Raw genomic sequence first — 25,242 nt, 5'->3', positions numbered from 1 at the left:
CGCCGCGGCCTTGACTCTCAATCCTGCACCATGTTAGACATATCACCAGCAGCTTTGCAACCGACGTTGCAAAATACGCAACGCACTGGCGGTGTACCCATCGCCGAGACCCACAACGCAGCTCCAACAACGCAGCGCACCGTGAAGGGAATGAACCCGTGAATACTTCCGCGTACGGCACCGAAGCAACGGCTGAGGCCATTTCGGCGGCCGCCGTGGCCCGCCTCGAAGACGTCCGGCTCGACTGGCGGCACAAGGCCGTGCCCGCCACCGCCAACGGGACAACCCACGCCGGGTTCGTCGAGGCGGGCCACAACCTGGCTGACCTGCAGACCCCGCTGCTTACGCTCGATGCCCGGGCACTGGGCGGCAACGCGGACCGGCTCGCCACGTGGTGCAAGGAGCACGGCGTGCTGCTGGCCCCACACGGAAAAACCACTATGGCACCCCAGCTGTGGACCGAACAGCTCAACCGCGGAGCCTGGGGCATCACGCTCGCCAACTTCGCCCAGCTCCGGGTGGCCCGCGAGTTCGGCGTCCGCCGCCTGCAGCTCGCCAACAGCCTCACGGACCCGCACGCCATCGAGTGGGTGGCCAACACCGCCACCGAAGACGCGCCCATCCTGTCCTGGGTGGACTCCGTGGACACCGTGGAGGTCATCGGCCGCACCCTGGCAGCCGCCGGAAGCGGGGCTGTCCTGGATGTCCTCGTGGAACTTGGCGGAACCGGCGGCCGGACGGGTGCCCGCGGCGTGGACGCTGCCCTGGAGGTGGCCCGGGCCGTCTCGGCGTCGCCGCACCTGCGGCTGGTGGGCGTCAGCGGCTACGAAGGATCGCTGGCCCACACGGCGGACCAGGACAGCCTCGCCGCCGTCCGCGGCTACCTCGGCCACATGCGCCAGCTTCATGAGGAACTGCTCGACGGCGGCCTGTACGGGTCCGACGCCGTCATCCTCACCGCCGGCGGCAGCGCCTACTTCGACGACGTCGTCTCCGTCCTTTCACCCTGCATCACGGCCGGCGCCGAGCCAGGCGGCCCGGCGAACGGCCCCCGGGTGGAACTCATGATCCGCAGCGGCGCGTACATCATCCACGACGACGGCTTCTACCGCGGCATCTCGCCGTTTTCCCGCGACGGAGGCGAACCCTTCCGTGCCGGAATGCACGGCTGGGCGCGGGTTGTCTCCCAGCCTGAACCCGGCCTGGCCATCCTCGACGCCGGCAAACGGGACCTTCCCGTCGACGAAGGACTGCCGCGTCCCCAGCTGATCGGACCCGCCCTCGGCGGCCCCATGGAACCGCTCGCCGGTGCCGAAATCACCGCCGTCAACGACCAGCACTGCTTCATGACGTTCGACGCCGGAACCACATCGGTGCGGCCCGGTGACGTGGTCCGGCTTGGCCTGTCCCACCCGTGCACCGCGCTCGACAAATGGACCGTCATCCCGGTACTGGCGGACACCGACGGCGACCGGACCGTCGTCGACCTCATCCACACCTTCTTCTAGGACACATGCCATGAAGACCCTCATCAGCAACGCCGTCCTAGTGGACGGATCCGGAGCGGACCGCCGCCCGGCGGACGTCCTGCTGGACGGCCCGGTGATTGCCGCCGTCGCCGACGCCGGATCCCTCACGGTGGCCGGAACCGGCGCCGACCGCACGATCGACGCCGCCGGCCTGGTCCTGAGCCCCGGCTTCATCGACATGCACGCCCACTCGGACCTTCAGCTGCTGGTCAACAAGGACCACTACGCCAAACTCAGCCAGGGCGTCACCACGGAACTGCTGGGCCAGGACGGACTGTCCTACGCACCGGTGGATGACGCCACGCTGGCCGGAGTCCGCGAGAAGATTGCCGGCTGGAACGACAACCCCGCGGACTTCGACTGGAACTGGCGGACAGTGGGCGAGTACCTCGACCGGCTGGACCGCGAAGACGGCGACGGCGGCAGGATCGCCACCAACGCCGCCTACCTCGTCCCGCAGGGAACCGTCCGTGCCATGGTGATGGGCTTCGCCGAAGGTGACCCCACGCCCGGGCAGCAAGAGCGGATGCAGGACGTGGTCCGCACCGCCATGGAGGAGGGCGCCGTGGGAATGTCCTCCGGGCTGACCTACACGCCGGGAATGTATGCCCGCACCGAGGAACTCGCCGGGCTCTGCCGGACGGTGGGGGAGCTGGGCGGCTTCTACGCACCGCACCACCGCTCCTACGGCAAGGGCGCGCTTGGCGCCTACGCCGAAATGATCGGCCTGAGCCGGGACACCGGCTGTGCGCTGCACCTGTCCCACGCCACCATGAATTTTGCGGAGAATAAGGGCCGCGCCGGCGAACTGCTGGACCTGATCGACGCAGCCCTGGACGACGGCGTGGACATCACCCTGGACACGTACCCTTACCTACCCGGAGCCACCACGCTCTCTGCCATCCTCCCCAGCTGGGCGTCGTCCGGCGGCACCGGGGCCACCCTGGAGCGCCTGGCCGATCCGGAAACCCGCGCGAAGATCCGCGAAAGCGTGGAGATCTACGGTTCCGACGGCTGCCACGGGGTGGTGGCCGAATGGGACACCCTGGAGATCAGCGGTGTCCAGAACCCGGCGCTCGCCGGGCATGTGGGCAAGACGATCGCGGGCATCGCCGCTGAAACGGGTGCAGAGCCCTTCGACGTCTTTGCACGCATCCTCACCGAGGACCGACTCGGCACCGGTATCCTGCAGCACGTTGGCCACGAGGAAAACGTCCAGGCCATCATGAAACACCGCACGCACACAGGCGGCAGCGACGGACTCCTGGTCGGAGCCAAGCCGCACCCGCGGGCCTGGGGCACGTTCCCGCGCTACCTCGGCCATTACTCCCGGGACCTCGGGCTGCTCAGCCTCGAAGAAACCGTGCAGCACCTGAGCGGCCGTCCAGCGGCACGGCTCAAGCTTGACCGCCGCGGCCTGGTCCGCGAAGGCTTCGCAGCCGACGTGGTCCTCTTCGATCCGGAAACCGTCCGGGACGAAGCCACCTTTGAGAACCCGCGCCAGGCCGCCGCCGGCATCCACTACGTCTTCGTCAACGGCGCGGCAGCCATCGACGGAGGCCAACCCACCGGCGTCCGCGCCGGCCGTGCCCTGCGCCGCAGCAGCGACGGACTCACCCGAGAAGGAAAGCAACCCACCCATGACTCCTGAAGAATTCGTCCGGCAGCTTGAAGCCGACCGCACCCTCGCCGTCGTCCGCGCCGCGTCCATCCCGGACGCCGCGGACCTCTGCCGGGCACTGGCCGGCGGCGGCATCCGCACCGTCGAACTGACCTTCACCACGCCTGATGTGCTGACCCACGTCCGGCGCGCGGCGGACACGGCCGCGGAGCACGGTGCCGCCGTCGGAATCGGCACGGTGATGACTGCGGACCAGGCACGGGCGGCGATCGACGCCGGGGCGCAGTTCCTGGTGACGCCCGGGCTCCGCCCGGAGGTCGCCAAAGTCGCCGCCGACGCCGGCATCCCCTTCAGCCTGGGCGCCATGACTCCCACCGAGGTGGCGCAGGCCCTGGATCTGGGCTCCGCCGCCGTCAAGATTTTCCCCGCCCGGCAGCTCGGCCCGGTGTACCTGAAGGACCTGCAAGGCCCCTACCCGGGCATCCGGCTGCTTCCTTCCGGAGGCATTGACGCCTCCAACGCCAAGAGCTACCTCGACGCCGGTGCTGCCGCGGTCTGCTGCGGCACCAGCGTGGTCCCGCCCGCAGCAGTGGCTGCCGGCAACTGGGCAGACATCGCGGCACGTGCCGTCGCCTTCACCGGCACCCTCAAGTAGGACTAACCGAGAAAGACACGTTCCATGAATGAATTCCTGAACTGGCTCCGGCACGACACCGCCGGCCTGCTCCTCCTGGCAGGCGCGGGCATCGCCCTCCTGCTGTTCCTGATCATCAAGCTCAAGCTCGAGCCGTTCATCGCCCTGGTGGGAACCGGCGTGATCGTGGCCTTGGTGGGCGGGATCTCGGTGGAGGCGCTGGTTGGCTCGGCCACCAAGAGCAGCGACGCCCTCATTGAAAAGGGCTTCGCCGGCATCCTGGGCCACATCACGGTGATCATCGGCCTCGGCACGGTGCTCGGCGCCATCCTTGAGCGATCCGGCGGCGCGGAAGTGCTGCTGGGCAGGCTCGTGAAGATCTTCGGGGAGAAGGGCACGCCGCTCGCCATGGGCATCACCGGCTTCGTGCTGGGCATCCCGGTGTTCTTCGACATCGGCATCTTCGTCCTGGCGCCGCTGGTGTACGTCGCGGCCATCCGCGGCGGCAAGTCCCTCGCCCTGTACGCACTGCCGCTGCTGGCAGGCCTCTCCGTGACGCACGCCTTCCTGCCGCCGCACCCCGGCCCCGTTGCTGCCGCCGGCCTGTTCCACGTGGACCTCGGCTGGATCATCCTCATGGGCCTGATCTGCGGTATTCCGGCCTGGTTCGCCTCTGGCATCTTGTGGGGCACCTGGATCGGCAAGCGCGTTATGGTTAACGTTCCCGAGGACCGGATCGTCCCCGAGGCTGAGGAAGCCAAGGGCCACGAACCGTCCATCGGACTGGTGCTGCTGGCCATCGGCCTGCCGATGCTCCTCATCCTCGGTGGTACGTTCGGCAACATCTTCGCTCCCGCAGGCCCGGTGCGTGACGCCCTGACGTTCTTCGGCAACCCGGCGATCGCACTGACCGTGGCCGTGCTGCTGGCCATGTGGCTCCTGGGCATCCGCCGCGGCATGACGCCGGACGAGCTCAGCGAAATCACGGGCGCATCGCTGCGCCCGGTGGGCATGATCCTGCTGGTGGTCGGCGCCGGTGCATTCTTCGGCGCGGTCCTGTCCGCCACCGGTGTTGGCAAGGCCGTTGCGGATTCGCTGGCCCAGGCCGGGCTGCCGATCATCCTTTCCGCATTTGTCATCAGCGCGGGCATGCGCATCGCCCAGGGCTCCGCCACAGTGGCGATCGTGACCACCGGCGGCATCCTGGCACCCAGCCTGGCCTCCGGCTTCTCCCAGCCGCAGCTTGCCCTGATCGTGGTGGCCATTTCGTCCGGCTCCATCATCGCCAGCCACGTCAACGACGGCGGCTTCTGGATCATCTCTAAGTACTTCAACATGTCCGTCAAGGACACCCTGAAGACCTGGACCGTGCTGGAAACTGTGCTGTCCGTGGTGGGCTTCGCCATGGCGGCACTGCTCTACCAGTTCGTCAGGTGACCGGCTGCTGTAACAAGCGGCCCATAGCCGACGCGCGAACGGGCAGATAATGCCCTCAAATCCTTGTTTTGCGGGCGTTACCTGCCAGTTCGCGCTCGGGTGGTCAGTGCGGCCGGTCGGGGCGGATGCGGACGGGCGCCAGGGCGGCGATGGTTATGACAGCGGTGATGGAGCCTGCGGCCATGATCGCGGCCAGGACAATGATCTGGAAGCGCCCGGCCTCCAACGGCGAGATGCCTCCGAAGATGGCGCCCACAAAGGCTCCCGGCAATGTGACCAGCCCCGTCGTTTTGGTCTGGTCGGTGCTGGGAATCAGGGCCGAGTAGACGGCGGCGTGGGCCAGTTCCCGGGTTGATTGCCGCGGCGTGGCCCCGAGGGCGAGCCAGCCCTCCACCTCCTCCCAGCGGTCGTTCACGGATTCCGCAAACCGCAGGCCGGCGAGGGTGGCGATGGTCATCGCGTTTCCGATGACTATGCCGCCGATCGCCAGGGCGTAGCGCGGCGTGAAAGGGATGGCGCCTGTCACGAAAATGATGGCAAGGGTGGCAGCGATGCCGGCGGCCATCGAAGCACTGACGAGTCCGAGGCGCGTCCAGCTCCAACCGATGCGCCGCGCGGCAGTTGCTGCCGCCACAGTGAACATGATCAGCAGCGCGGCGGTGACGAAGACGGGGCTGGTGATGACGCCGCTGAGCACGAAGCTGATCACGGCAAGCTGGGCCGCTCCGCGCAGGATTGCCAGGGCCGGCGCGGTACTGTGCGGCGCCTTGAACCCCCGTAGGACCGTCATCGTCAGGGCTACAAGCAGGGAGAGGCAGAGAAGCGTGGGAACGAACGCGCCCAACTCAGTCATGCTGCCAGCCTAGCGGCGGGGGCAACAAACGGACGACACGGCGGGAGGTCCCGCCGTCGTCGTCCGTTGCGTTTGCCGCAGTGCAGCAGCGGCGGCGGTTAGTGCCAGAGCCCCAGCGCGAACTCGGCGATCACGGTGGAGAGCAGGAACGACGCGGTGATGGCGAGCAGCCCGACGGGAATGATCTTCCAGCCGATGTTTTTCAGCAGGGGGATGTCCTTTCCGAGCGACAGGCCGGCCAGGGTCAGCATGACCGTGGCGATGGACAGGAAGTCAACGGTTTTCACCATCGCGTTGAGCGGCTCGGCCCCGAAGAACCACGGGCTGGAGATGAACGCCCCGATCGTGGTGATGAACACGATCGCGGAGATCTTCCGGGTGATCCTGGCCAGGAGGAGGCTGAAGAGCACCAGGGCCAGCAGGATGGCGTAGCCGCCGACGATGGACCAGCTGAATCCCTTGGCCGCGATCGAGGCCGTGGCCACACCGAGGACGGTCAGGACCGAAAGGGAGAGCCAGAGCGGCAGCGTGATGGCTGCCGATGACGCGGCGACCTGTTCCCGGAATTTGCGGTTGGCGTCAGCCTGGGCTTCTTCCCGGTCGATATCTGCCTGCGTCCTTTCGGCGGGGGCGCCGGCCGTGACGGCAGCGGTTTCGCGGGCCGTCTGCTTGCGGGTCAGGAACCGGTAGAAACGGTCGGCGAGCGGCAGGGCCACGTAGATTCCGACGTACACGCCCAGGACCGTGGTGATCAGGTTGGAGATGGCGGCCATGGCGAGGATGGCCTCCTGGTCGCCGGGGTAGGCGCCGATGATGCTGGCTGCGGAGGCGGCCATCATCGACCCGGAACCCACGCCTGCACCCATGGCCAGGGCCAGGGGGTCGAAGATCTTCCAGTTGGCCACGAGCGAGGTCAGCAGGGTGATGAACACGGCGCCGAAGAGGGTGCCGAAGACATACATGGCAAGGACGCCGCGGTACTGGTCGGAGTCGGGGCCGTACTTTTCGGAGACCATGGCGAAGGAGGGCTCGCGGTCCAGGGAGAAGGTGGCACCGACAGTTGCCTTGCCCATGCGCAGGAGGACGGCCAGCGGGAGTGCCAGTACAACGGTTCCGAGCAGATGGCCGATCTCCTGCAGGAGCAGCGCCGGCCCGGCCTTGATGAGGCTGGGGAGGCTGGGGCCGATGTTGAAGGCAAGCCGGGCCACCAGCAGGAACACGGCCACGCCCACCAGGGCTGCCGCCACCCGCTGGAGGTCCAGTCCGAGGGGCCTGAACTTCTGGACCGAGGTCAGGAGGCCGAGGATGAGGCCCCAGACCATGGGGAAGATGATGATCGAGCCGATGCCCAGATCGATCTTCAGCTGGCCGATGAGCTGGACGGTGACGGCGATGGCGAGGGCCAGCGCCGCAACGGGAAGTGTCAGCTTGGTTCCGGCCCTGGTGACCGGAGCGGTTGTGGTGCTGGTACTCATGGTGTGACTTCCTGTGGGGTGGGGCGGCTGAACGCGGCACCGGTGAACCGCTCGCGTTCCGTGGGGGTGGTGGCGGCGGCAGCGACGGTCCAGGCCAGGGCGAGGGCTGCCTCGAACATGACCGCGTATGCCTCCGGGGTGTCCGCCAAGGCGGCGAAGGCGTGGGAGTGGATCGGCACGTCCGCGCCCGGGATGCTCAGCCACGGGTGCAGGCTGGGGATGACCTGGGAGACGTTTCCCATGTCCGTGGAGCCGCCGCTGAGTCCGGCCGAAGGTGAGGTGTCCTTGCCGAAGGAGTCCATCGCACTGGTCCAGTGGGCTGCGAGGGCATCGTCCTGGAGCAGGGGTTCGTACAGCGGTTCCGTGGCTTCAATGGTCAGTTGCGTCCCGGTGGCCAGGGCGGCGCCCTCGAAGCAGCGCCGCACGCGTTCCAGCAGCGCTTCGTACTCCGGCAGGGTGAAGGCGCGGCATTCGAAGTTCACCACGGCCCGCTCGGGAATGATGTTGGTGACGTGCCCGGCCTCGGCGACGTACAGGGCAATCCTGTGGTCGCCGGGGATCTGCTGCCTGAGCAGGCCCACGGCAACCTGGCTCAGCACCGCGGCGTCGGCGGCGTTCACGGCCTGGTGCGGAGCGGCCGCCGCGTGCGCAGCCTTGCCGGTAAATGTTGCCTGGTACCGCCCCACGGCCTGGGCGCTTGTCCCGGCCGGGTTGTAGGTCAGGCCGTCCTGGACCGGGTGGACCATGAGTGCCAGGCCCACGCCGTCGAAACCGCCGCGTTCGAGCATGAGGACTTTGCCGCCGCCGTGCTCTTCGGCCGGGGTGCCGATGGCCTTGAGGGTGATGCCCAGTTCATCGGCCAGCGGAGCCAGCGCCAGTGCCGCGGAAACTGAGGCTCCGGCGATCAGGTTGTGTCCGCACGCGTGGCCGATCTGCGGGAGCGCGTCATACTCCACGCAAAGTGCGACGACGAGGTCGCCGCTGCCGGCGGTCGCTGTGAAGGCGGTGGGCAGGCCGCAGCTTCCGCGTTCAACCCTGAAGCCGCCCTCTTCGAGCAGCGAGGCGGCCGCCTCGGCGGAACGGGTTTCCTCGAAGGAAATTTCGGGGTTGGCGTGCATGCTCCTGGCCATGGCCTGGACGCTCGGTTTCCACCGGTCCACTCCCTCGCTGAGCTCAGCTCTCAGCGCATCGGCGGGTCTGGATGTGTCTGTAAGTTCCACGGGTCTCTGCCTTGCTGGTAGGAAAGGGCTAGTACGAAAGGGAAGGGAAGGGGGAGCCAGCTGCCCGAGTGGGCACCCAGATCGCCTTGGTCTGCGTGTACTCGTCCAGCACGCCGGGACCGGAGGACCGTCCATGGCCTGAGTCGCCGAAGCCGCCGAACGGGACGGCCACGTGGATGGTCTTGTACGAGTTGATCCAGAACGTTCCGGCCCTGACCGAACGCGCCACGTGATGTGCCCGGGAAACGTCCGAGGTCCACACGGCTCCCGCCAGGCCAAAACTGGTGCTGTTGGCCCGGGCGATTGCTTCCGCCTCGGTGTCGAAGGCATCCGCGCCGACCACCGGGCCGAAAACCTCGGTGGTCTCCAAACGGTTCTGCGGCGTCACGCCGTCCAGCAGGGTGGGCATCACCCAGTGGCCGCCGGCCAGGGCTGAGTCAGCGAGGTGGGACGGAAGCACGGATCCGGTGATCCGGCGCCCGCCGTCCTGCATGCCGGCGTCGATGAGGGACTTGACGGTGGCGAACTGCTGGGCCGTGATGATGGGGCCCACCTCGGTGTCGGCGCTCAGGGGATCCCCGACGCGGAGGCGGGCGGCCCGGTCCGCGACCAGCTCCACGAACCTGTCGTGCACACTCCGTTCCACGAGCAGCCGGGACCCTGCCACGCAGGACTGCCCCGCCCCGGAGAAGATGGCCGAAATGGCGCCGTCGGCCGCCCGCTCGAGGTCGGCGTCGGCGAACACGATGTTGGCGCTTTTGCCGCCGAGTTCCAGCAGGGCCGGAATGCCGGCCTGGGCAGCGGCCACCGCGACGCGTCGACCGGTGGGCACGGAGCCGATGAAGCTGACTTTTCCGACGCGGCGGTCCGAGGTGAGGGCTGCGCCGACCGTCTGGCCGAGCCCGGGGGCGACGTTGAAGACACCGTCCGGCAACCCGGCTTCGTGGGCCAGCTGCGCCACCCGGATCGTGGAGGCCGGAGTGAACTCGCTGGGCTTGATGATCACGGCGTTGCCGGCGGCCAGGGGCGCGGCGGAGTTCCAGCCGGCGGTGAACATCGGTGCGTTCCAGGGCGTGATGGCCACGATGACGCCCCACGGCACCCGCTCGGTGTACGTGTGCCAGGATCCGGGCACCGGGATGGTCTGTCCGGTGAGCTTGTCCGCCCAGCCGGAGTAGTAACCGAACATTTCGGCCACCTTGGCGGCTTCCACCCGGGCATCGCGGATGGGTTTTCCGGTGGTGCCCGCTTCCAGGATGGCCAGTTCTTCGGTGTGGGCCTCCAGCGTGCGGCTGACGTTCCGGAGGATGGCCGCGCGCTCGAAACCGTTGAGTTCGCCCCAGGCCGCGGCGCCGCGGACGGAGCTTTCCAGGATGTCCCGGGCCCCTTCGGCGCCCGGATCGGTGTAGGTGGCGAAGGGTGCGCCGGTGGCGGCGGCGGTCAGCGTGATGCTTTCCCCGCTGCCCGGCACCATCTTGCCGCCGATGAAGGCGCCGAGGCCGCCGGGGAAGGTCGCGTCGAGGACGGCGCGGGCGGTGTCCGTCGAGGATGAAGTGGGTGCTGTTGTGATGGTCATGCAGGGTCCTTAAGCGCGGTGCGCGGTGGCTGCGGCCACCGGGTTGGTGGGAGTGCCGGCGCGGGTGATGCCGGGGGCAACCATGCGGGCTATTTCGGTGAAGTCGGCGGCGGGGCCGAGGGCGGCCAGGGCTTCCTGCCACTTGCCGACGACGGCGGCGAGCAGGGCGGGGTTCTCACCCTTTTGCCGGGCAACGTCCACCGCCAGGGCGGCGTCGCGGGCCATAAGGCCCAGGGTGAAGCCGGAATCGTGGGTGCCGGAGAGCACCCAGTTGGGGTACATGTTGGCGGAGACTTTGCTGCCCCCGGAGGCTGCGCTGATGCTGGCCGCGGCGGTGCCCGGATCGATGCCGTAGGCTTTCGCGACGGCGAGGGCTTCGCCCACGGCCACGAGGTTGGCGGCGGCCAGGACGTTGTTCAGCAGCTTGACGACGTTGCCGCTGCCCGGGCCGCCGATGTGGCTGTATTTTCCGCCGGTCAGTGCGTTCAGCACGGGCCCGGCCGCGGCGAGGGCTGCTTCGCTGGCTCCGACGAAGGCGCTGAGGGAACCGCTGGCGGCGCCGTCCCGGCCGCCGGAAACAGGCGCATCCACAAACGCGGCGCCGTTCGATTCGGCCAGGGCGGCCATCGCGGCGCTGGTGGCTGGTTCGGAGGTGGTGGTGTCAACGACGGCGACTGTTCCGGGTGCGCTGAACAGGCCGGGCACGGTGGCCTCGACAATCGCTGCCGACGGCAGGGAAAGCACCACGTAGGGCGTTCCGGCCAACGCATTGGCCTCCCTCACCGTGGCAATGCCGCGTGCCTCGGCGGCTGCCCTGGCGGCTTCGGAGGGGTCGAAGCCGGTGACCTGCCAGCCGGTCCGGCGCAGGGTGTCTGCCATGGCTCCGCCCATCGCGCCGAGGCCGATGACGGCTATGCGGCGGTCGATGCTGGTGCTCATTGAATGCTCCTTGGGGATGTTGCTGAAGTGCGGAAGGGGTGTGGGACGGATGGACGGGCGGCGGACGTGCAGCCCAGTCGGGGAATGCGCTTAGTCCAAGAAGATGTCCAGGTCTTTCCAGAGCTGCTGGGTCCGGCGGATGGTTTCGCGGCTGCGTTCGGGGTGGGCAGCCTCCATTCCGGTCAGCAGGCCGTAGACCGCCGAGTTGGCTGCCGTGACGGACTGGAAGAAGGAGATGCCTTCGGAGGCGACCACCAGCAGGTGGTCTGCGATCGTGGCCAGGCGGCCGCGTCGCATGTCGCTGATGGCCACGACCTTCACGCCGGCCTGGTGCGCTGCCTCCGCGGCGGCGATGATCTCGCGCATGGAGCGCCACATGTTGATCACCACCAGGACATCGCCGGGACCGAGCCTGTTGACGCTGGAGGCGAGATGGACTCCGCCGCGGGGCTCCAGGGCGATGGGGTAGCCCATGATGGTTCCCAGATGTGCCATGACGCTGGCCGGGCCGGCGAAGGAGCCCATGCCCACTACGGTGATCGACCGTGCCCCGGCAAGCGTCGCGATGGCTGACTCGGCCTCGTCGGCGGTGTTCGCTTCGAGGGTGAGGCGGAGATTTTCGATGTCGTGGTTCAGCGCATCGTGGAGCGGGCTGCGGTGCGCGCCGTGTTCCACCAGGGTGTCCTCGGTGGAGATCATCACCAGGTAGCGGGCGCGCAGTTCGCGCTGAAGGTCGGGCCAGCCGCGGTAGCCCAGGTGCTGTGCGGCCCGGACCACGGTGGAGTTGTTTACGTCGGCACGCTGCGCGATCTCCGCGATGTCCGCGTAGGAGGACAGCTGCGGATTGCGCACGATGACCTCCACTACCCGGCCTTGGGCTTTGGTCAGGAGGACGTCCGGCAGGGCGTCGCCAAGCCAGGCGGATGCCGGATCGGAGGCGCCGTTGCTGCTGGCGGGATGACCGGGCGATGCCGAACTGGACACGGCGGGAACTCTTCTCTGTAATCTGGATCACTCTGCAATGGCGTTTGCATCAAATGTACTATGCAATTTGAATTGCAGGAAGAGTTTTGTGTTTCCGGGCTGTTAAACCTGGCTGGCCAACGGCCGGCGCCGCGCGCGTTCCCTGGTCACCCCAGCAGGTCGTCCTCGTAGCACCAGCGCCAGTTTTCGCCGGGTTCGATACTCCGCATCACCGGATGGCCTGTCGACCCGAAGTGCCGGGACGCGTGGTTTCCCGGGGAGGAATCACAGCAGCCCACGTTCCCGCAGTCCAGGCACATCCTGAGGTGTACCGTCGTCGTGCCTTCGAGTGCGCAGTCCGGGCAGAACGGGTCCGGCGGGACCTGCGGGTCCGCCGCGGACTCCAGGTGGCCGCATACGCCGCCCGGCCTCGCGATGCCCTCTCCGCCGCCCCCGCCGGAGGCATCCAGCTCATCCAGCGAGGCGTCGAGCATCGATTCCTCGACGTCCAGCCGGTCCAGGACTTCACCGAGGACCTCGTGGGCGTACTGGCCGCCGCTCCGCAGTTCCAGGACCTTGGCCCGCTCGGCTTCCAGCATGGCGAGCCGCAGCTGGGCGTAGCGCTGGCTGGGCGTCGCCGCTTCCGACGTCGGGCGGCCCAGCCGTTCCCACGCCGCCAGCCCGCGCTCCTGGGTGCGCCGCTTCAGCATGGCCACGACCTCCGGCGGATCGTTGTCGGTGCGCATTTCCTGCAGCCGCTCCACGCCGGCGGCGGTGGCCAGCTGCACCAGGGAAGCCTGGTTCAGGGCGTCCTCGCGCTGGTCCGGGCCCCTGACACGCAGGAGCCGGACCAGCGGCGGAAGGGTAAACCCCTGCAGCGTGAGCGTCCCGGCGACCACCGCCATGGCAGCCAGGACCAGCACGGATCGGTGCTCGAGGTCCGCGGGCAGGACCAATACCGCAGCCAGGGTCACCACGCCGCGCATGCCCGCCCAGGACACAATTGCGGCGAACTGCCACGGCGGCGCCGGGTCGTTGCGCCGCACGGACGGGATCAGCCGGGGCAGGTACGTCGCTGGAAAGACCCAGACTGGCCGGAGCAGCAGCACTGCCAGCAGGATGACCGCGCAGCCCGCCCAGATGCGGGCCGCACCGAGAGAGTCATCCTGGACACCGTCGATGATGGTCCGGACCTGCAGCCCGATCAGCAGGAAAACGGAATTCTCCAACAGGAACTGCACTGTGTTCCAGTTGCTGCGCTGGCTCAGCCGTGCGGCGCCGTTGGGCATGGACGGCGCCTTGGTTCCCATCACCAGCCCGGTAACAACGACGGCGAGGACACCGGAGGCGTGGATCGCTTCGGCCGGCAGGTAGGCGACGAACGGCGCCATCAGCGACGTCGACGTGTTGATGGCGACGTTCCGGATCCGTTTGCGGAGCTGGGTCAGGACGTAGGCCGCGGCCAGGCCGACTATCAGGCCGCCGCCGGCCGCGAGAAGGAATCCACCGGCGATTCCGGCGGCGGACACGGACCCCGCGATGGCGGCGATCGCAGCGCGGAGGCAGACCAGGGCGGTGGCATCGTTGACCAGTGACTCGCCCTCGAGGATGGTGACAATCCGGCGCGGCATCCCCACCTTCCGCGCGATGGCGGTCGCGGCCACCGCATCTGGCGGCGCCACCACGGCGCCGAGGGCGATGGCGGCGGCCAGCGGGATCTCCGGGAAGAGCCACCAGACCACGTAGCCCACGGTGAGGGTGCCGAAAATGACGTAGCCAACCGAGAGGAGCCCGATGGCGCGGCGGTTGGAGCCGAAGTCGAACAGCGAGGTCCGCAGCGCGGCGGCATAGAGCAGCGGCGGCAGCAGGCCCACGAGGACCAGTTCCGGGTTGAGGTCGATTGGCGGAACGAACGGGAGGAAAGAACCGGCGACGCCGGCCAGCACCAGCAGCAGCGGCACCGAAACGTTGAGTTTCCTGCCCAGTGCGCTGCCGGCGCAGACCACCGCCACGAGAACAAGCAGTCCCAGGGCGACTTCCATTCAGCCATTCTTTCAGGTGGGAGGGGCGAAGCGCCCCGCGTTCAACGTCTCAGAGGTGCTTGTGGCGGGCGTCTGGAGTCGGGGAGGACCACGCCTCTTAGGCATCCACGAAGCCGCCACCGGCCCAGCGCCGCAGGGCCAGCCTCTCGGCGTCGTCGAACTCCATCAGTGCCACCCGGCATAGTTCTTCCACGTCGTCCGTCCAGGCCGCCGCCAGCTCTTCCGCCGTCGCAGTGTCAGTGAGCTGGAAATCGACGTATCCCAGGCCCTGAATGACAAAATTCACGGCGCCGCGGGACACCGGCTGGCCCGCCGTGACACAGTCATCTCTCACAAGCTTGGCCAGTTCGTTGCGGTTGGCAGGCTGCTCACGAAGCCTCGCCGCCATGGCCAGGAACATCTGCCGGAACTGGGCGGCGGAGAGTGCGGGCACATCGGTGACCCTGGCAACCCGTTCTTCAATGCCGGACTCGACGTCTGCTTCGGTCGGCAGATCGTCGCTGGAGAACCTCTGCGCGTCCCAGACCCAGCCGCCGCGCGTAGCCGTGTATTCAACACCCTGGCCGATCTGGGCGACCCAGGTTCCGAACTTCCCGTAGCCGCCCCAGTCAGTTTTCAGGGAGGGGTCGGCTGTGAGTGCCCGGTGGGCCACCATTGCCCCGACGACCGGGCCCGGGGCAGTCCGGACGAAGTCGCAAACCTCCTTGACCGCGGCGGAAACGGTCTTTGCCCTCGGCTTCGCCTTCGGTGCCCCCTCCGCCCGCTGCGGCTGGACGGACGCCACCGCGTGGATCGGCTCCACCGTGGTGCCGTTCAGGATGGCCACAAAGTCGTGGGACTCCACCACGTTGTCCGCCATCTCGCGGTATGCGAAGGCTACGGCGCCGGCGGCGATCACCGTGGTCATCTTGTCGGCGGCCCGGAATCGCTGGATCAGTGATGTGAAGTCGGCGTCGGCCGACGCGATGAAGAACTCGTCGATGCCGCCGCTCCCGGAGAGGGTGTCCATTGCGTCCAGCACAAGGTTGATATCGGTGCTGCTCTTTCCGCGTTGCGTCAGCGACGGGCAGTCGATCACGCGAAAACCCGCACGCGTCCAGTACGTCCGGTACTTCGAGTACACCACCGGATTCAGGTAGCAGTTGCGGATCAGGAAGCGCCGGGCGCTCTCGCCCGAGCCCGCGGCGGACAACGCGTCTGCCCAGTGTTTGGGGTCTTCCGCGAACCGCTTCGCCGCCGCCGGATCGAGGGCCTGCAGGCCCGTAAAAACGTTGTCGAAGTCAACAAACATGGCGGCCCGGATGCCGGGGCGTCGGGAGGGGGAGCGCGCGTCTTTCATTGGCTTAGTGTGCCAGCAACCCGGGGCACGTGGGAGCTTTTTCTCCAACCAGGGCGTTGTCCGGCTATCCGTGGGCGGGCAACTGGACGACGCCTTTGAGATACGCCGGGTTTCGCGCCCTGACTATCCCGCTTCCGGGCGCCCGTCCGCCAGCAGCCCCGAGACCAGCCCGGCGGCATACCCTGCCGTCGGGCGGTCGCGGGTGAAGAGGATGCGGTAGAGGATCGGCGCAACCACGCGGTCGAGGACGTCCTCTGTCGCCGGAGCGTGCGCCGCCGGGAACCTCTGGACAATGATCGAGACTGAGTCTGCGGCATAGCGCGAGCAGATCCCCGCGTTGTCTCCGGTGGCATCGCCGGCAAGCACATCTGCCACATACGACCGCCCGGGTCCGGAGGCCATCTCTTCCCGGAACTGTTCCGCCCAGGCGGCGAGGTCGCCTTCGAGGGAGCCGGTTTCGGCAGGCGGCTCGGTCTGGCGGAATCGGTCGGCCGCCACATCCGAAAGCAGCGCGGGAAGATCACCCCAGCGGCGGTAGACGGTGGTCGGGTTCACTCCCGCCCGCGCCGCAATAGCGGGAATGGTGAGGTCATCGCGGCTTGTGGCAGCAAGCAGTTCCTTGGTCGCCGTATGGACGGCCTCTTGGATGCGGGCGCTGCGGCCGCCGGGGCGGGAGCCATCGAGGGGTGTCATTCGTCCATACTAACGCAAACCAGTTGCTTTTGCGGTCAATCGATCATATGTTGGTATAAAAGCAAACGGTTTGCTTTTGAGAGGTGTTGTTCGTGACCACAGAATATCTTCCCCGATCCGCCGCGCCAGCCAAGGTTCCTTTTCCCGCCAGAATGGGCGCCCGGGCGGCGGTTGTGGTGCAGGTGCTGATGTCCGTCTCATTCCTGGCGGCGTCCAGCGCGCCAACGCCGCTCTACGCCATCTACCAGGAGCAGCTGCATCTGACGCAGTTCACCGTGACGGTTGTTTTCGCCGCGTATGCGCTGGCTCTTCTGGCCGCGCTCCTGATCATCGGCTCGCTGTCCGACCATCTGGGCCGGCGTGCCGTCATTCTTGGCGCCCTGACTCTGGAAACGGCAGCCATGATCGTCTTCGCCGTTTCCGGCAGCGCCGCGGAACTTATCTCAGCCCGCATCCTGCAGGGCGTCGCCACGGGGGCGGCGACGGCGGCCTTGGGGGCAGCGCTCGCGGATCTTGCCCCGCGGCGTGCCCCTCTGGTGAACAGCGTGGCACCGATCATCGGCATGGCCGTGGGCGCGCTCGGCTCTGCAGCCCTGGCAGCTTCGGCTCCCGCCCCCGCCATGGAAGTTTTCGTGATTCTGATTGCGGTGTTCGCCCTGCTGCTGGTGGCCGCGCTTTTTCTGCCGGAGTCGGCGGTACGGCGTCCGGGTGCCCTGAAGTCCCTACGGATCAGCGTGTTCGTCCCGCCCGCTGCCCGCAAGGCACTCCTGGTCGCGTCCCCGGTGCTCATCGCCGTGTGGGCCATCGGTGGTTTTGTGTTGTCCCTTGGCCCAAGCCTCGCGCGGGTTCAGACCGGCTCCGCCTCACCCATGGTGGGAGGCTGGCTGGTGTTCGCGCTGACCTCCAGCGGAGCCGTAGCCGTCTTCACCTTTGGCCGCCGCCCGGCCGCGCGGGTCCTGGTGGGTGGCGCGGCTGCCCTCCTTTCCGGCGTCGCGGTCACCCTTGGCGCCGTGGTCGCCGGCCAGCCGGTCCTCTTGTTCCTCGGCGTCGTCGTGGCGGGGGCCGGCTTCGGAACAGGGTTCCAGGGCGCCATGCGGACGGTAATGCCGCTCGCCAAGGCGTCCGAACGGGCCTCGCTGCTGTCCACGGTCTATGTCATCAGCTACCTCGCGATGAGCGTTCCGGCCATCGCGGCCGGGCTGCTCGCATCAATGTGGGGAATCGAACTGACAGCAATCGTGGTGGGCGGCATTGTCATCGTCCTCTCGGCTTTGGCCCTCGGCGGCATGCTGCGCCAGTCCAAGGCTGAAAGATGAGCCGCATGGGACCGGGCCGGCGTCCGGGCGGCAACTACACTGCGGACGACGTCCGGCGCCACACGGTCTCCCGGCAGCTGGCCTGGCTTGGAGCCGAGGTGATCATCCAGCCGACCCTCACCACCACGCGGGACCGGGAAATGGAAGTGGTCATGTCCCGGGCGAATGCCTTCGTCAACCAGGTCTTCGTGGTGAACGTCAACGGGGCGGATCCTTCAGGGGTCGGCGACACCGTCATCGTTGACCCGGAAGGGACCATCATGCAGCAGGCCCGGGGCGGGGAGGAGATCCTTTACGGCGTCCTGGACCTGGACCGGGTGACGCAGGCCCGGCGCTACGGGACGTTTGGAATCAACAAACCGTGGTCCCAGCTCAAGGACCAGCGCGGTATCCTCGCCTACGCCATGTTCGATGGAGCGAGCTTCCAGCCGCCCGAATGGAGCTAAAGCACCGCCGGCAACGGCGAGCGGACGACGGCGGCACCTCCCGCCGTCGTCCGCTTGCTTGGGCGCGTTCCCCACCAAGTGCCCGGCGTAGCCGGGGTGGCGAGCAGCCGCGGTGTTTTCGAGCTCAACGCGCGGCTCGCGGCGGTTCTCCTCGCCGTGGACCCCGCAAGGCTTCGAGCCCGCCCGAACGTAAGCGCCTCACGCCAGTCCTCAATATGGGACGGTGCCCATTTGACTTGCATCACCTTGGTGGGGTTTGTAGCCTAGACCCCGCTTCCGCGCCCTGTAATGGTCGCGCGGTAGTGCGCCTGCTCAGCAAGAGTGGGTGGAGTCTGTATTGGGGGAATTCAAATGTTTTTAACAATTGGCGCTTGGAAACAAGCCTGTCGAGTAGTCGTTACGATTGTGGCAGTAATTGCGGTCTTCTTGGCATCCGTCGGGCCTGCCAGTGCCGCCGGAGCGCGCACCGTGGCCGGCACCGGGTCTGGGGTCGCGTTGCTCCAACCGACCCGGGCCCAGACAGACGAGGCCATGAAACGACTTGAGCAAGCTCGATCAAGCGACCCGGCCGGGTTCGCTGAGCGGCTTCGCATCATAAAGAAATCCAAGCCGCTCACCACCTTTCTGTCGTCCGATAGTCGATTCGACAGCGGACTTCAACAGAACTTCCTGGCCGCTTCCATGCCTACTGACGTACTTAAATCGTTGGTCGAGCTCACCGACACCGGGTATCTTTCACTCGACGTCAGCGATGGGCCCAACAACACCAAGGTAGCCAAAATCATTAAGGCGAAACCTTCGATGGCCGGTGGCGGTAAAGGCAGCATGTCCATGAAACCGATGTTCCCGCAGTGCCCGTCGGCTTGGGCTGCCCTCTGGGCTTGGTGGGGCACCAATGCCGCATTCTGCGGCGCTTTGGGATTCTTCGGCCCCATGGCTGCGCTTGGTTGCTCAGCGGCCATGGCCATCGCCGGATCCGTGATTGACTTCAACCGAGGATGCTGATGAACACGAAAGTCACCACCACTGTACGGAACTATTGGTTGGTGTTGGCCGCCATGTACGGGCTGACCCTGAGCGTTGTAGCAATGGCCGAATGGCCGTGGCCGTTGATTATGGGGGCCGCCTTTATCCTCTTCGGCGTCCTGCACGGCCTTCGATACCGTCAGGTAGGCCGAAACGTCCAAGGCAAGCTCGCCACTGCCACCCCCGGAGTAGGCGTCGCGGGAGGCATATTCGGAGCCGCCGCGATACTCATCCACGGCACTCCGGTTGCCATCTGGGCAGGGCCGCTCCTGGGCGTAGTCACCTTCCTCGGCATGTACCTGTACCTCCACCGTTTCGGCCGGTTTTACGGGGATCCCTCAGAAACAGCCACTTGAATGTGGAAGTCATGACGATGCCCATAAATTGAAGTCAGGCCCTGGACAAAATCCAGGGCCTGACTGCTGTCGGCCCGGTTGACCGTCGGCTTTTCCCGTACCTATAGTGTCCGGTGCCCTTCGGATAGTTTCCTGGGCCGCAATTAGCCCTACAGCTGGGGCAGGCACATGCAGCGGATTTCGAAGAACGGAAGTCCGGGCGGCTCCTCGCCGTGCCCCGTTGAGACAAGATAGTCCTCCTCGAGGAGGTAGACGGGCAGCTGCGGTGACAGATAGCTGTTGTACCGGGACGGGTACACCCACTGGCCGTTGATGTCGAAGGCCGGCAGGGCGTAGGGATCCCGCCGGTTATGGACGGTGGGATAGAGGCCGTCCCCGATCCACAGATGGCTGGCCAGGCCGTACAGGTGGTCGTGGTTTCGGGTGGTGGGAAAAAGAAGGGCCTGCTGCACGGATTACACCTTTCCTCTGGGATGATCGCGGCTTTCCGGAAGGCCGCTAGGACTCCTGTGATTCGAATTTTGCCCTGGTCAGGAACACCAGCTGCGCTTCCTTTTCCGCGAGCCGCACCTTGGATCCCGGTTCGAAGCCGCAGCCGTGGAACCGCCGGATCGCCTTGTCGTTCCGGGCATCCGGTTCCGCCACGACCCGGTCCTTGGCGGGATCCGACAGCAGGAAACGGACCAGTCCGGCGACCAGGATGGGGGTGAAGTTCCGTACCGGGCGGGTGGCAGGAGCCAGCAGGAGGTGCATGCCGGTATCTTCGGGGCGGGCCGCGTACGCTTCGGCCACGGGATCCTCGAGCGGCTCATAGCTCTGAAAGATTCCCACCGGGCTGTCCGCCACGGACATCAGGTACGCGTGGTGCGTATCCAGCCCATCCAGGAATTCGTAGATGTCCCGGACTTCGTCCCGGCTCCAGTCACGCATGCCCCAGAACCGGGCCCGTTCCTCCCGCACCCAGCTGTAGATCAGGTCGGCGTCGGCCTCCGGGAGGACCCGGACAAGCCGGAGCCGGCCCAGCGCGGGCAGGTCCTCCTCGTAGGCGGACTCCCTGGCAGAGAGAGGCAGGGCGGTGTCAGCGCGGGTCATGGTTCTCCTTGGTGAGCTGCTCCCAGGCAGTGATGATGGGAATGAAGTCGCCGGCCGCCCACAGGGGCAGCTGGCTGGCGAAATGCGGGTTTTCGGGGAGGCCCGAGGCGCCAAACGGCACCACCCAGCGGCTGTTGGCACGGTTTTCCAGGTCCCAGACGTAGCGGGCCACAGGCCCCCGGAAAGACCTGTCGGTGAGTCCGGGAAGGCTTTCGGTGGAAAGCACGCAGGCGGTGTCGCCGGACAGCCGGGTGAGTGGGACGGTGGGCACTGATGCGGCCCCGGCCGTGCCGTGGTCGGCCAGGGCGTGCAGCGGCAGCACGGTATGGCTGCCGCCCCATGTTCCTGACGGAGCTGCGGTGGCTGTTTCTTCCAGCGCGCGGCTGGCTGCCCCGGTGACGTCGATGCCGTACGCCGGGCCCTTCGCGAGGAGTGTCTCCAAAGCGAATCCCACGCGCGCCACCGGATTCAGCCAGGGAGCGAACAGGGGAGCGTAGCTGTTGGCGGCAGCCAGCCGGTTCAACGCCGGCGCGGCCGCCAACGCGGTGACCAAGGCCGAGCGCCAGGCTGCAAAGACAGCGGCATCGCCGCTGTCCGCGCGCATCTGGCCGTCCCATTCCAGCAGCCGTGCGCGGAGCGCCCGCGCGGTTGCGGACAGCGGGCCGGTTGCGGACGCCGGGTCGGCTTCGGACCGGGGTGTGAGCCCTTGCAGCAGTGCACGGAAGACGGGCCACGAACCGAGCAGGCTGTCCATGTGGATGCGCTCCATGTAGGCGGCGTCCAGCCCCGTGCCGCCCTCCTCCAGCAACTGCCGGATCCGCCGGGCGCGGTGGGCAGGTGCAAACTCCAGTCCGAGCCGGTCCCCGCCGCCGGAATCGCGGTCGTTGGCATTGACCGCCAGCCCGGGCACCGGAGTCCCGGGCAGATCCTCCCAGCCGCCGGTCCATTGGTGTTCCGTTGACCACGCCGGGACCGGACGGACCCGGTTCTCCCGGCTTCGGACCGGGACCTTCCCGGCGACCAGTTGGCGCACGCCGCCCTGGGAATCGGCCGCAAGCACGCAGTTGACGGGTTCCACCCAGGCTTCCAGCGCTGTTTCCACATCGTCCGCGGAACGGCTCCGCAGGAGCGGCAGCAGCGCTTCAAAGCCCAGCGTTCCCGCTACGCGTGCCGGCGTGCGGAGGCTGAGGGCGCCGCCCTCGACCCCTCCGGAGATCACCGGGCCGCGTTCCGTTTCGATGACTTCAACCGTCTCCGCAGCGGAACCGCGGACGAGGATCGTTTCCTCGTGCTGCACCAGGACCGGGCGCGCGCCGTCGGGTCCGAGGGCCAGCACCACGTCTCCCTCGCGCCGCAACTGCTCGCTGTAGAGGTCCTGGTAGTCCGCCATGGCGTTGGTGACGGCCCAGGCCGCCGTCCCGCTGTGGCCGAAGTGGGGGATCCCGGGAACGCCGGGAAAGGCCAGGCCGACGACGTCGAACTCCGGGCATGCCAGCCGCACCTGCTGGTACACGCCCGGGAGTTCCATCAGCCGGTGCGGGTCCCCGGCAATGAGCGGGGAACCGGACTGCGTCAGGCTGCCCGCCGCCGCCCAGGCGTTGCTGCCGGCCCACACCGGAGCTTCAATGCTGAACAGCTCCACCGCCCCCGCGCCGAGGGTCTGGGTCACGTGCGCACGCCAGAGCTTGTTGGGAAAGGTACCGAAGAGAATGTGGTGGACCAGGAAAACCCCCAGGGGCGTCCAAGGCTTCCAGGAAGCAGGCACGGTGTCCGTGTCCCGGAACTCGGGGGCGTTCCGGAGTCCGGCAGCGAGGGCGTGGTTTATGCCTTCGACATAGGCCGAGCACCAGCCCCGCGTGGCAGCATCCAGGTTTGCGAAACAGCGGCGCGCGGTGTCGTCGAGCCGCGTCCGCCGCGCAAAGCGGTCCCATTCGAGCCCGTCGGCTCCCAGCATCTCGGCTGTCCTGCCTTCCGAGCGCCACCGTTCCATTTCGATCTGCCAGGACCGGTCCGTGGCCGCGTTGAAGCCCTGCAGGAACGCCAGTTCATCCGCGCTGTCGGCCCGCAGGTGCGGAATTCCCCACTCGTCGCGGAACGTCTCAGCGGGCATAGGCGGAGACCCCTTGCGGATGGCGTCGCGGTGCAGCATGCACGTGAGTCTCCCGGATTCATCTAGTTAGGTAAGGCTTAGCTAACAAGAAGAATAAGGCGGCGAATCCGCGGTGACAAAATGCGGCGGTAATAATGGGACAAGCACGACGGCGGGACGTCCCGCCGTCGTCCGACGGCGGCGGGCGAGAGCGTTCAGGGAAGGTTGTCCCGGAGGTGCTGGCTGAGGGCGTCAAGGATGGGCAGTTGGCCTTTCACCAGCTTGGTCCGCGCTTCGGGTTCTTCGAACCAGCGGGCGTCGTCTATCTCGGGAAAGTGCTGGATGACGCCGGATCCCTTAGGCCATTCCAGCGGGAACGTATTGCTCACAACCTGTCCGGGCCGGAAGTCCCACTCTGCGGCGAAGGCCGTGATGATCTTGCCTGACGGCTGCCTGAACTCGCCAAGCCGGATGTAGTCAGCGGGCGGCGCCGGCGTGCCCATTTCCTCGGCGAACTCCCGCCGGGCGGCGATTAGCGGATCCTCGTCCTCAGGGTATTCGCCCTTGGGGATGGACCATGCGTGGGCGTCCTTGCGGGCCCAGAACGGTCCGCCCATGTGGGCTATCCAGACCTCCAGCTGGGCTGCCGGGTTCCACCGGTACAACAGTATTCCTGCGCTTCGAACGGTCATGTTCCCTCCTCTCCCAAGGCTATACGGGCCGGCTGGCGCCGAGGCGTCCGGCCATTGAGGGGACGCCTGCGGGGGCGCCATCCCGGCCACTCGGGTAGGGTGTGGGAATGGTGCGTGGACTTGCCGACATGGGAGCAGAAGGCGTTCTGCTCGCGGGGGCAGGACGCGCAATTTTGCTGCAGATCGCGAACCCGGCGGTGGGCCACGGCGTGGCAGAGCACAGCAATTTCACAGATCGTCCGCTGGAGCGGCTTCGCGGCACCCTGACCTACGTGTACGCCGTGGTGTACGGCACCGAGGGGCAGGTGGCAGCGGTGCGCCGCAGCGTGAACCGCGCCCATGGTCCCGTCCGCCGCAAACCCGATGCGGGTTCCGCGGGCTACAGCGCCTTCGATGCCCAGTCGCAGCTGTGGGTGGTGGCAACCCTCTATGACACCGCCGTCACGGTCTACGAGAGAATCTACGGGGCGCTGGACGACGAAGCAGCGGACCTCATGTACCGGGACTACGCGCGAATCGGTACGGCCCTGCAGCTTCCGGCAGAGTTGTGGCCCGCCGACCGCGCGGCCTTCGCCACCTACTGGAACGGCTCCCTGCAAAGGCTGCAGGCCGACGAGGTCAGCGTCCGCGTGGCCCGCGACCTGCTGTATCCGTCCGACCCGCAGCTTTGGCAGCGCCTGGTCATGCCGCTGGCCCGCTTCATCACCGTGGGACTCCTGCCGGACCAGCTCCGGCGGGGCTTCGGGCTGCCGTGGAGTGAACGCCATCGCCGCTGGTTCGACCGCACCATGCGGTGGTCCGCCGTGGTGTATCCGCGGCTGCCGCAACGGGCCCGGCACTGGCCCAAGAACTATTGCCTGGCCCGGCTCGGCACGGCCTAGCGCCAGGCGCAGGCAGGAAACGGACAGGATGTCCGGCAGAAAAATTAACATTGCCACTCGTGGCGGGGGAACGGGATACCGATGCGCAGCTTCACGTCCGTAGAGCTTTTGATCGATGAGCGTGCTCACCGATTTCTGGACAAGGCACCTGCCGGCGGTGCCCGTTCCAGGCTCACTGAGTTTGTTGTCTTCGGCCTCAAGCAGGGCTGGGCGTGCATCTTTGGCGCCGTGCTCCTTGCCGTGCTCCTTGCGGCGCGCCTCTGGTATCCCGACAACGCCGGACTGGCCAGGAACGACTTCCTGACGCTCGCCGCCGTCGTGATCCAAATCCTGATGGTAGCCACACGGCTCGAAACCCTCCGTGAGCTCAGGGTGATTGTCCTCTTCCATCTGGTGGGAACGGTCATGGAGCTGTTCAAGACCGACGTGGGGTCCTGGGCCTATGAAGCCGAGGGTGTCCTACGCATCGGGGCCGTACCGCTCTTCAGCGGCTTTATGTACGCGGCCGTCGGTTCCTACATGGTGCGCGTCTACCGCCTCTTTGACCTCCGCTTTGCCCGCTACCCGAGGCGGTGGGTGACGGCGGTCGTGGCCGCGGCCGTCTACGTGAACTTCTTCACCCACCATTACATCGTGGACGCCCGCTGGGTCCTGCTGGCCGCCGTCGTGATCATCTACGGGCGGTGCGTGATGCACTTCCGCGTGTTCCGCAGGAAGTTCCGGATGCCGCTGGTCCTGGCCTTCCTGCTCGTGGCGCTGTTCATCTGGATCGCGGAGAATATCGCCACCTGGTCCGGGGCCTGGCTCTACCCCAACCAGGTGGACGGATGGCACCTGGTCTCGCCCGACAAGCTGGTCTCCTGGTTCCTGCTGATGATCATCTCCGTGGTGCTCGTGGCCTGGGTCTACAAGCCCCGGCCGCCCGAGGAGCCCGCGGTAGGAAGCGGGCCTCAAGCGGCCGATGCAGCCTGGTCGCAACCTTTGAACACCTAGCATGGGGGCCAGGACGAAGACGTCTGTTTT

At 67.3% G+C, this 25,242-nt stretch carries 23 protein-coding genes; 10 read left to right on the top strand and 13 right to left on the bottom strand.

From position 1 onward, the window contains the following. The first annotated feature begins 158 nt into the window (after positions 1–158). The 4 genes from J7I79_RS01175 to J7I79_RS01160 are packed head-to-tail and all read left to right on the top strand — an operon-like array spanning position 159 to position 5,221. Complete coding sequence (locus tag J7I79_RS01175) at positions 159–1,508, top strand: alanine racemase (RefSeq protein ID WP_214949236.1); 1,350 nt, start codon at positions 159–161, stop codon at positions 1,506–1,508. Between the two features lie 10 nt (positions 1,509–1,518). Further along, the gene (locus J7I79_RS01170; protein WP_214949228.1) at positions 1,519–3,180 is read left to right on the top strand and encodes an amidohydrolase family protein; all 1,662 of its coding nucleotides are present in this window, start codon (positions 1,519–1,521) and stop codon (positions 3,178–3,180) included. Next, entirely contained in the window at positions 3,170–3,805 is a 636-nt protein-coding gene (locus J7I79_RS01165) for a bifunctional 4-hydroxy-2-oxoglutarate aldolase/2-dehydro-3-deoxy-phosphogluconate aldolase (protein ID WP_214949226.1), read from the top strand. Before J7I79_RS01170 ends, J7I79_RS01165 begins: the two co-directional genes overlap by 11 nt. A gap of 24 nt (positions 3,806–3,829) precedes the next feature. Then, positions 3,830–5,221, top strand: a complete 1,392-nt coding sequence (locus tag J7I79_RS01160) for a GntP family permease (protein WP_214949224.1) — start codon at positions 3,830–3,832, stop codon at positions 5,219–5,221. A 103-nt stretch (positions 5,222–5,324) separates the two neighbouring features. Here the strand turns inward: J7I79_RS01160 and J7I79_RS01155 are convergent, their stop codons facing one another. The 9 genes from J7I79_RS01155 to J7I79_RS01115 form a co-directional block, all read right to left on the bottom strand. Further along, positions 5,325–6,074: an ABC transporter permease gene (locus tag J7I79_RS01155; RefSeq protein ID WP_214949222.1), complete on the bottom strand. Its 750-nt coding sequence runs from the start codon at positions 6,072–6,074 to the stop codon at positions 5,325–5,327. A gap of 98 nt (positions 6,075–6,172) precedes the next feature. Continuing rightward, a complete protein-coding gene (locus J7I79_RS01150) occupies positions 6,173–7,549 on the bottom strand; it encodes a DUF3100 domain-containing protein (protein WP_214949220.1) in 1,377 nt (458 codons plus the stop codon). Next, complete coding sequence (locus tag J7I79_RS01145; RefSeq protein ID WP_214949218.1) at positions 7,546–8,769, bottom strand: amidohydrolase; 1,224 nt, start codon at positions 8,767–8,769, stop codon at positions 7,546–7,548. The genes J7I79_RS01150 and J7I79_RS01145 overlap by 4 nt, the downstream gene beginning before the upstream one ends. Positions 8,770–8,797: 28 nt before the next feature. Beyond that, positions 8,798–10,345 (bottom strand): aldehyde dehydrogenase, encoded by a 1,548-nt coding sequence (locus J7I79_RS01140; protein WP_214949216.1) that lies wholly within the window; start codon positions 10,343–10,345, stop codon positions 8,798–8,800. Positions 10,346–10,354: 9 nt separating this feature from the next. Then, positions 10,355–11,284: an NAD(P)-dependent oxidoreductase gene (locus J7I79_RS01135; RefSeq protein ID WP_214949214.1), complete on the bottom strand. Its 930-nt coding sequence runs from the start codon at positions 11,282–11,284 to the stop codon at positions 10,355–10,357. A 90-nt stretch (positions 11,285–11,374) separates the two neighbouring features. Further along, entirely contained in the window at positions 11,375–12,268 is an 894-nt protein-coding gene (locus tag J7I79_RS01130) for a MurR/RpiR family transcriptional regulator (RefSeq protein ID WP_214949213.1), read from the bottom strand. Positions 12,269–12,414: 146 nt separating this feature from the next. Next, positions 12,415–14,289: a Na+/H+ antiporter gene (locus J7I79_RS01125; RefSeq protein ID WP_214949210.1), complete on the bottom strand. Its 1,875-nt coding sequence runs from the start codon at positions 14,287–14,289 to the stop codon at positions 12,415–12,417. Between the two features lie 97 nt (positions 14,290–14,386). Beyond that, a complete protein-coding gene (locus J7I79_RS01120; protein ID WP_214949209.1) occupies positions 14,387–15,628 on the bottom strand; it encodes an NYN domain-containing protein in 1,242 nt (413 codons plus the stop codon). 123 nt (positions 15,629–15,751) lie between these two features. Next, positions 15,752–16,321 carry a TetR/AcrR family transcriptional regulator gene (locus J7I79_RS01115; protein ID WP_214949202.1) on the bottom strand — a complete coding sequence of 190 codons (570 nt, stop codon included), beginning with the start codon at positions 16,319–16,321 and terminating at the stop codon, positions 15,752–15,754. Positions 16,322–16,413: 92 nt separating this feature from the next. Here J7I79_RS01115 and J7I79_RS01110 point away from each other — a divergent pair, with 92 nt between their 5' ends. The 4 genes from J7I79_RS01110 (at position 16,414) to J7I79_RS01095 (ending at position 19,465) form a co-directional block, all read left to right on the top strand. Then, positions 16,414–17,637, top strand: coding sequence for an MFS transporter (locus J7I79_RS01110; protein WP_214949200.1), 1,224 nt, complete (start codon positions 16,414–16,416; stop codon positions 17,635–17,637). Further along, positions 17,634–18,083: a nitrilase-related carbon-nitrogen hydrolase gene (locus J7I79_RS01105; protein WP_251042249.1), complete on the top strand. Its 450-nt coding sequence runs from the start codon at positions 17,634–17,636 to the stop codon at positions 18,081–18,083. Before J7I79_RS01110 ends, J7I79_RS01105 begins: the two co-directional genes overlap by 4 nt. Before the next feature lie 531 nt (positions 18,084–18,614). Beyond that, positions 18,615–19,088: a hypothetical protein gene (locus J7I79_RS01100; RefSeq protein ID WP_214949198.1), complete on the top strand. Its 474-nt coding sequence runs from the start codon at positions 18,615–18,617 to the stop codon at positions 19,086–19,088. Further along, positions 19,088–19,465 carry a hypothetical protein gene (locus J7I79_RS01095; RefSeq protein ID WP_214949196.1) on the top strand — a complete coding sequence of 126 codons (378 nt, stop codon included), beginning with the start codon at positions 19,088–19,090 and terminating at the stop codon, positions 19,463–19,465. Before J7I79_RS01100 ends, J7I79_RS01095 begins: the two co-directional genes overlap by 1 nt. Positions 19,466–19,614: 149 nt before the next feature. Here the strand turns inward: J7I79_RS01095 and J7I79_RS01090 are convergent, their stop codons facing one another. The 4 genes from J7I79_RS01090 to J7I79_RS01075 all read right to left on the bottom strand — a co-directional run bounded on the left by J7I79_RS01090 (position 19,615) and on the right by J7I79_RS01075 (position 23,338). Continuing rightward, positions 19,615–19,917 (bottom strand): hypothetical protein, encoded by a 303-nt coding sequence (locus tag J7I79_RS01090; RefSeq protein ID WP_214949194.1) that lies wholly within the window; start codon positions 19,915–19,917, stop codon positions 19,615–19,617. A 46-nt stretch (positions 19,918–19,963) separates the two neighbouring features. After that, entirely contained in the window at positions 19,964–20,557 is a 594-nt protein-coding gene (locus tag J7I79_RS01085; RefSeq protein WP_214949192.1) for a GNAT family N-acetyltransferase, read from the bottom strand. Further along, positions 20,544–22,706, bottom strand: coding sequence for a penicillin acylase family protein (locus J7I79_RS01080; protein ID WP_251042248.1), 2,163 nt, complete (start codon positions 22,704–22,706; stop codon positions 20,544–20,546). The genes J7I79_RS01085 and J7I79_RS01080 overlap by 14 nt, the downstream gene beginning before the upstream one ends. Positions 22,707–22,861: 155 nt before the next feature. Beyond that, entirely contained in the window at positions 22,862–23,338 is a 477-nt protein-coding gene (locus J7I79_RS01075) for an NUDIX domain-containing protein (protein WP_214949191.1), read from the bottom strand. 107 nt (positions 23,339–23,445) lie between these two features. Between J7I79_RS01075 and J7I79_RS01070 the strand changes: the two genes are divergently transcribed. Together J7I79_RS01070 and J7I79_RS01065 are read left to right on the top strand one after the other, a co-directional pair. Then, positions 23,446–24,219 carry an oxygenase MpaB family protein gene (locus J7I79_RS01070; RefSeq protein WP_214949190.1) on the top strand — a complete coding sequence of 258 codons (774 nt, stop codon included), beginning with the start codon at positions 23,446–23,448 and terminating at the stop codon, positions 24,217–24,219. 81 nt (positions 24,220–24,300) lie between these two features. After that, entirely contained in the window at positions 24,301–25,212 is a 912-nt protein-coding gene (locus tag J7I79_RS01065; protein WP_214949189.1) for a DUF817 domain-containing protein, read from the top strand. The last annotated feature ends 30 nt before the right edge of the window (positions 25,213–25,242 follow it).

It is taken from the genome of Arthrobacter sp. ISL-69 (assembly GCF_018613775.1).
Taxonomy (GTDB): Bacteria; Actinomycetota; Actinomycetes; order Actinomycetales; family Micrococcaceae; genus Arthrobacter.
Note: the sequence above shows the minus strand (reverse complement) of the source record. Positions and strands in the feature narration are given on the sequence as shown.

What these genes read in the sequence shown, in the direction of transcription:
- J7I79_RS01170 (WP_214949228.1), top strand. Translation starts at nt 1,519, where the DNA reads ATGAAGACCCTCATCAGCAACGCCGTCCTAGTGGACGGATCCGGAGCG.
- J7I79_RS01165 (WP_214949226.1), top strand. Translation starts at nt 3,170, where the DNA reads ATGACTCCTGAAGAATTCGTCCGGCAGCTTGAAGCCGACCGCACCCTC.
- J7I79_RS01160 (WP_214949224.1), top strand. Translation starts at nt 3,830, where the DNA reads ATGAATGAATTCCTGAACTGGCTCCGGCACGACACCGCCGGCCTGCTC.
- J7I79_RS01155 (WP_214949222.1), bottom strand. Translation starts at nt 6,074, where the DNA reads ATGACTGAGTTGGGCGCGTTCGTTCCCACGCTTCTCTGCCTCTCCCTG.
- J7I79_RS01150 (WP_214949220.1), bottom strand. Translation starts at nt 7,549, where the DNA reads ATGAGTACCAGCACCACAACCGCTCCGGTCACCAGGGCCGGAACCAAG.
- J7I79_RS01140 (WP_214949216.1), bottom strand. Translation starts at nt 10,345, where the DNA reads ATGACCATCACAACAGCACCCACTTCATCCTCGACGGACACCGCCCGC.
- J7I79_RS01135 (WP_214949214.1), bottom strand. Translation starts at nt 11,284, where the DNA reads ATGAGCACCAGCATCGACCGCCGCATAGCCGTCATCGGCCTCGGCGCG.
- J7I79_RS01125 (WP_214949210.1), bottom strand. Translation starts at nt 14,289, where the DNA reads ATGGAAGTCGCCCTGGGACTGCTTGTTCTCGTGGCGGTGGTCTGCGCC.
- J7I79_RS01120 (WP_214949209.1), bottom strand. Translation starts at nt 15,628, where the DNA reads ATGAAAGACGCGCGCTCCCCCTCCCGACGCCCCGGCATCCGGGCCGCC.
- J7I79_RS01115 (WP_214949202.1), bottom strand. Translation starts at nt 16,321, where the DNA reads ATGACACCCCTCGATGGCTCCCGCCCCGGCGGCCGCAGCGCCCGCATC.
- J7I79_RS01105 (WP_251042249.1), top strand. Translation starts at nt 17,634, where the DNA reads ATGAGCCGCATGGGACCGGGCCGGCGTCCGGGCGGCAACTACACTGCG.
- J7I79_RS01100 (WP_214949198.1), top strand. Translation starts at nt 18,615, where the DNA reads ATGAAACGACTTGAGCAAGCTCGATCAAGCGACCCGGCCGGGTTCGCT.
- J7I79_RS01095 (WP_214949196.1), top strand. Translation starts at nt 19,088, where the DNA reads ATGAACACGAAAGTCACCACCACTGTACGGAACTATTGGTTGGTGTTG.
- J7I79_RS01085 (WP_214949192.1), bottom strand. Translation starts at nt 20,557, where the DNA reads ATGACCCGCGCTGACACCGCCCTGCCTCTCTCTGCCAGGGAGTCCGCC.
- J7I79_RS01080 (WP_251042248.1), bottom strand. Translation starts at nt 22,706, where the DNA reads ATGCTGCACCGCGACGCCATCCGCAAGGGGTCTCCGCCTATGCCCGCT.
- J7I79_RS01075 (WP_214949191.1), bottom strand. Translation starts at nt 23,338, where the DNA reads ATGACCGTTCGAAGCGCAGGAATACTGTTGTACCGGTGGAACCCGGCA.
- J7I79_RS01070 (WP_214949190.1), top strand. Translation starts at nt 23,446, where the DNA reads ATGGTGCGTGGACTTGCCGACATGGGAGCAGAAGGCGTTCTGCTCGCG.
- J7I79_RS01065 (WP_214949189.1), top strand. Translation starts at nt 24,301, where the DNA reads ATGCGCAGCTTCACGTCCGTAGAGCTTTTGATCGATGAGCGTGCTCAC.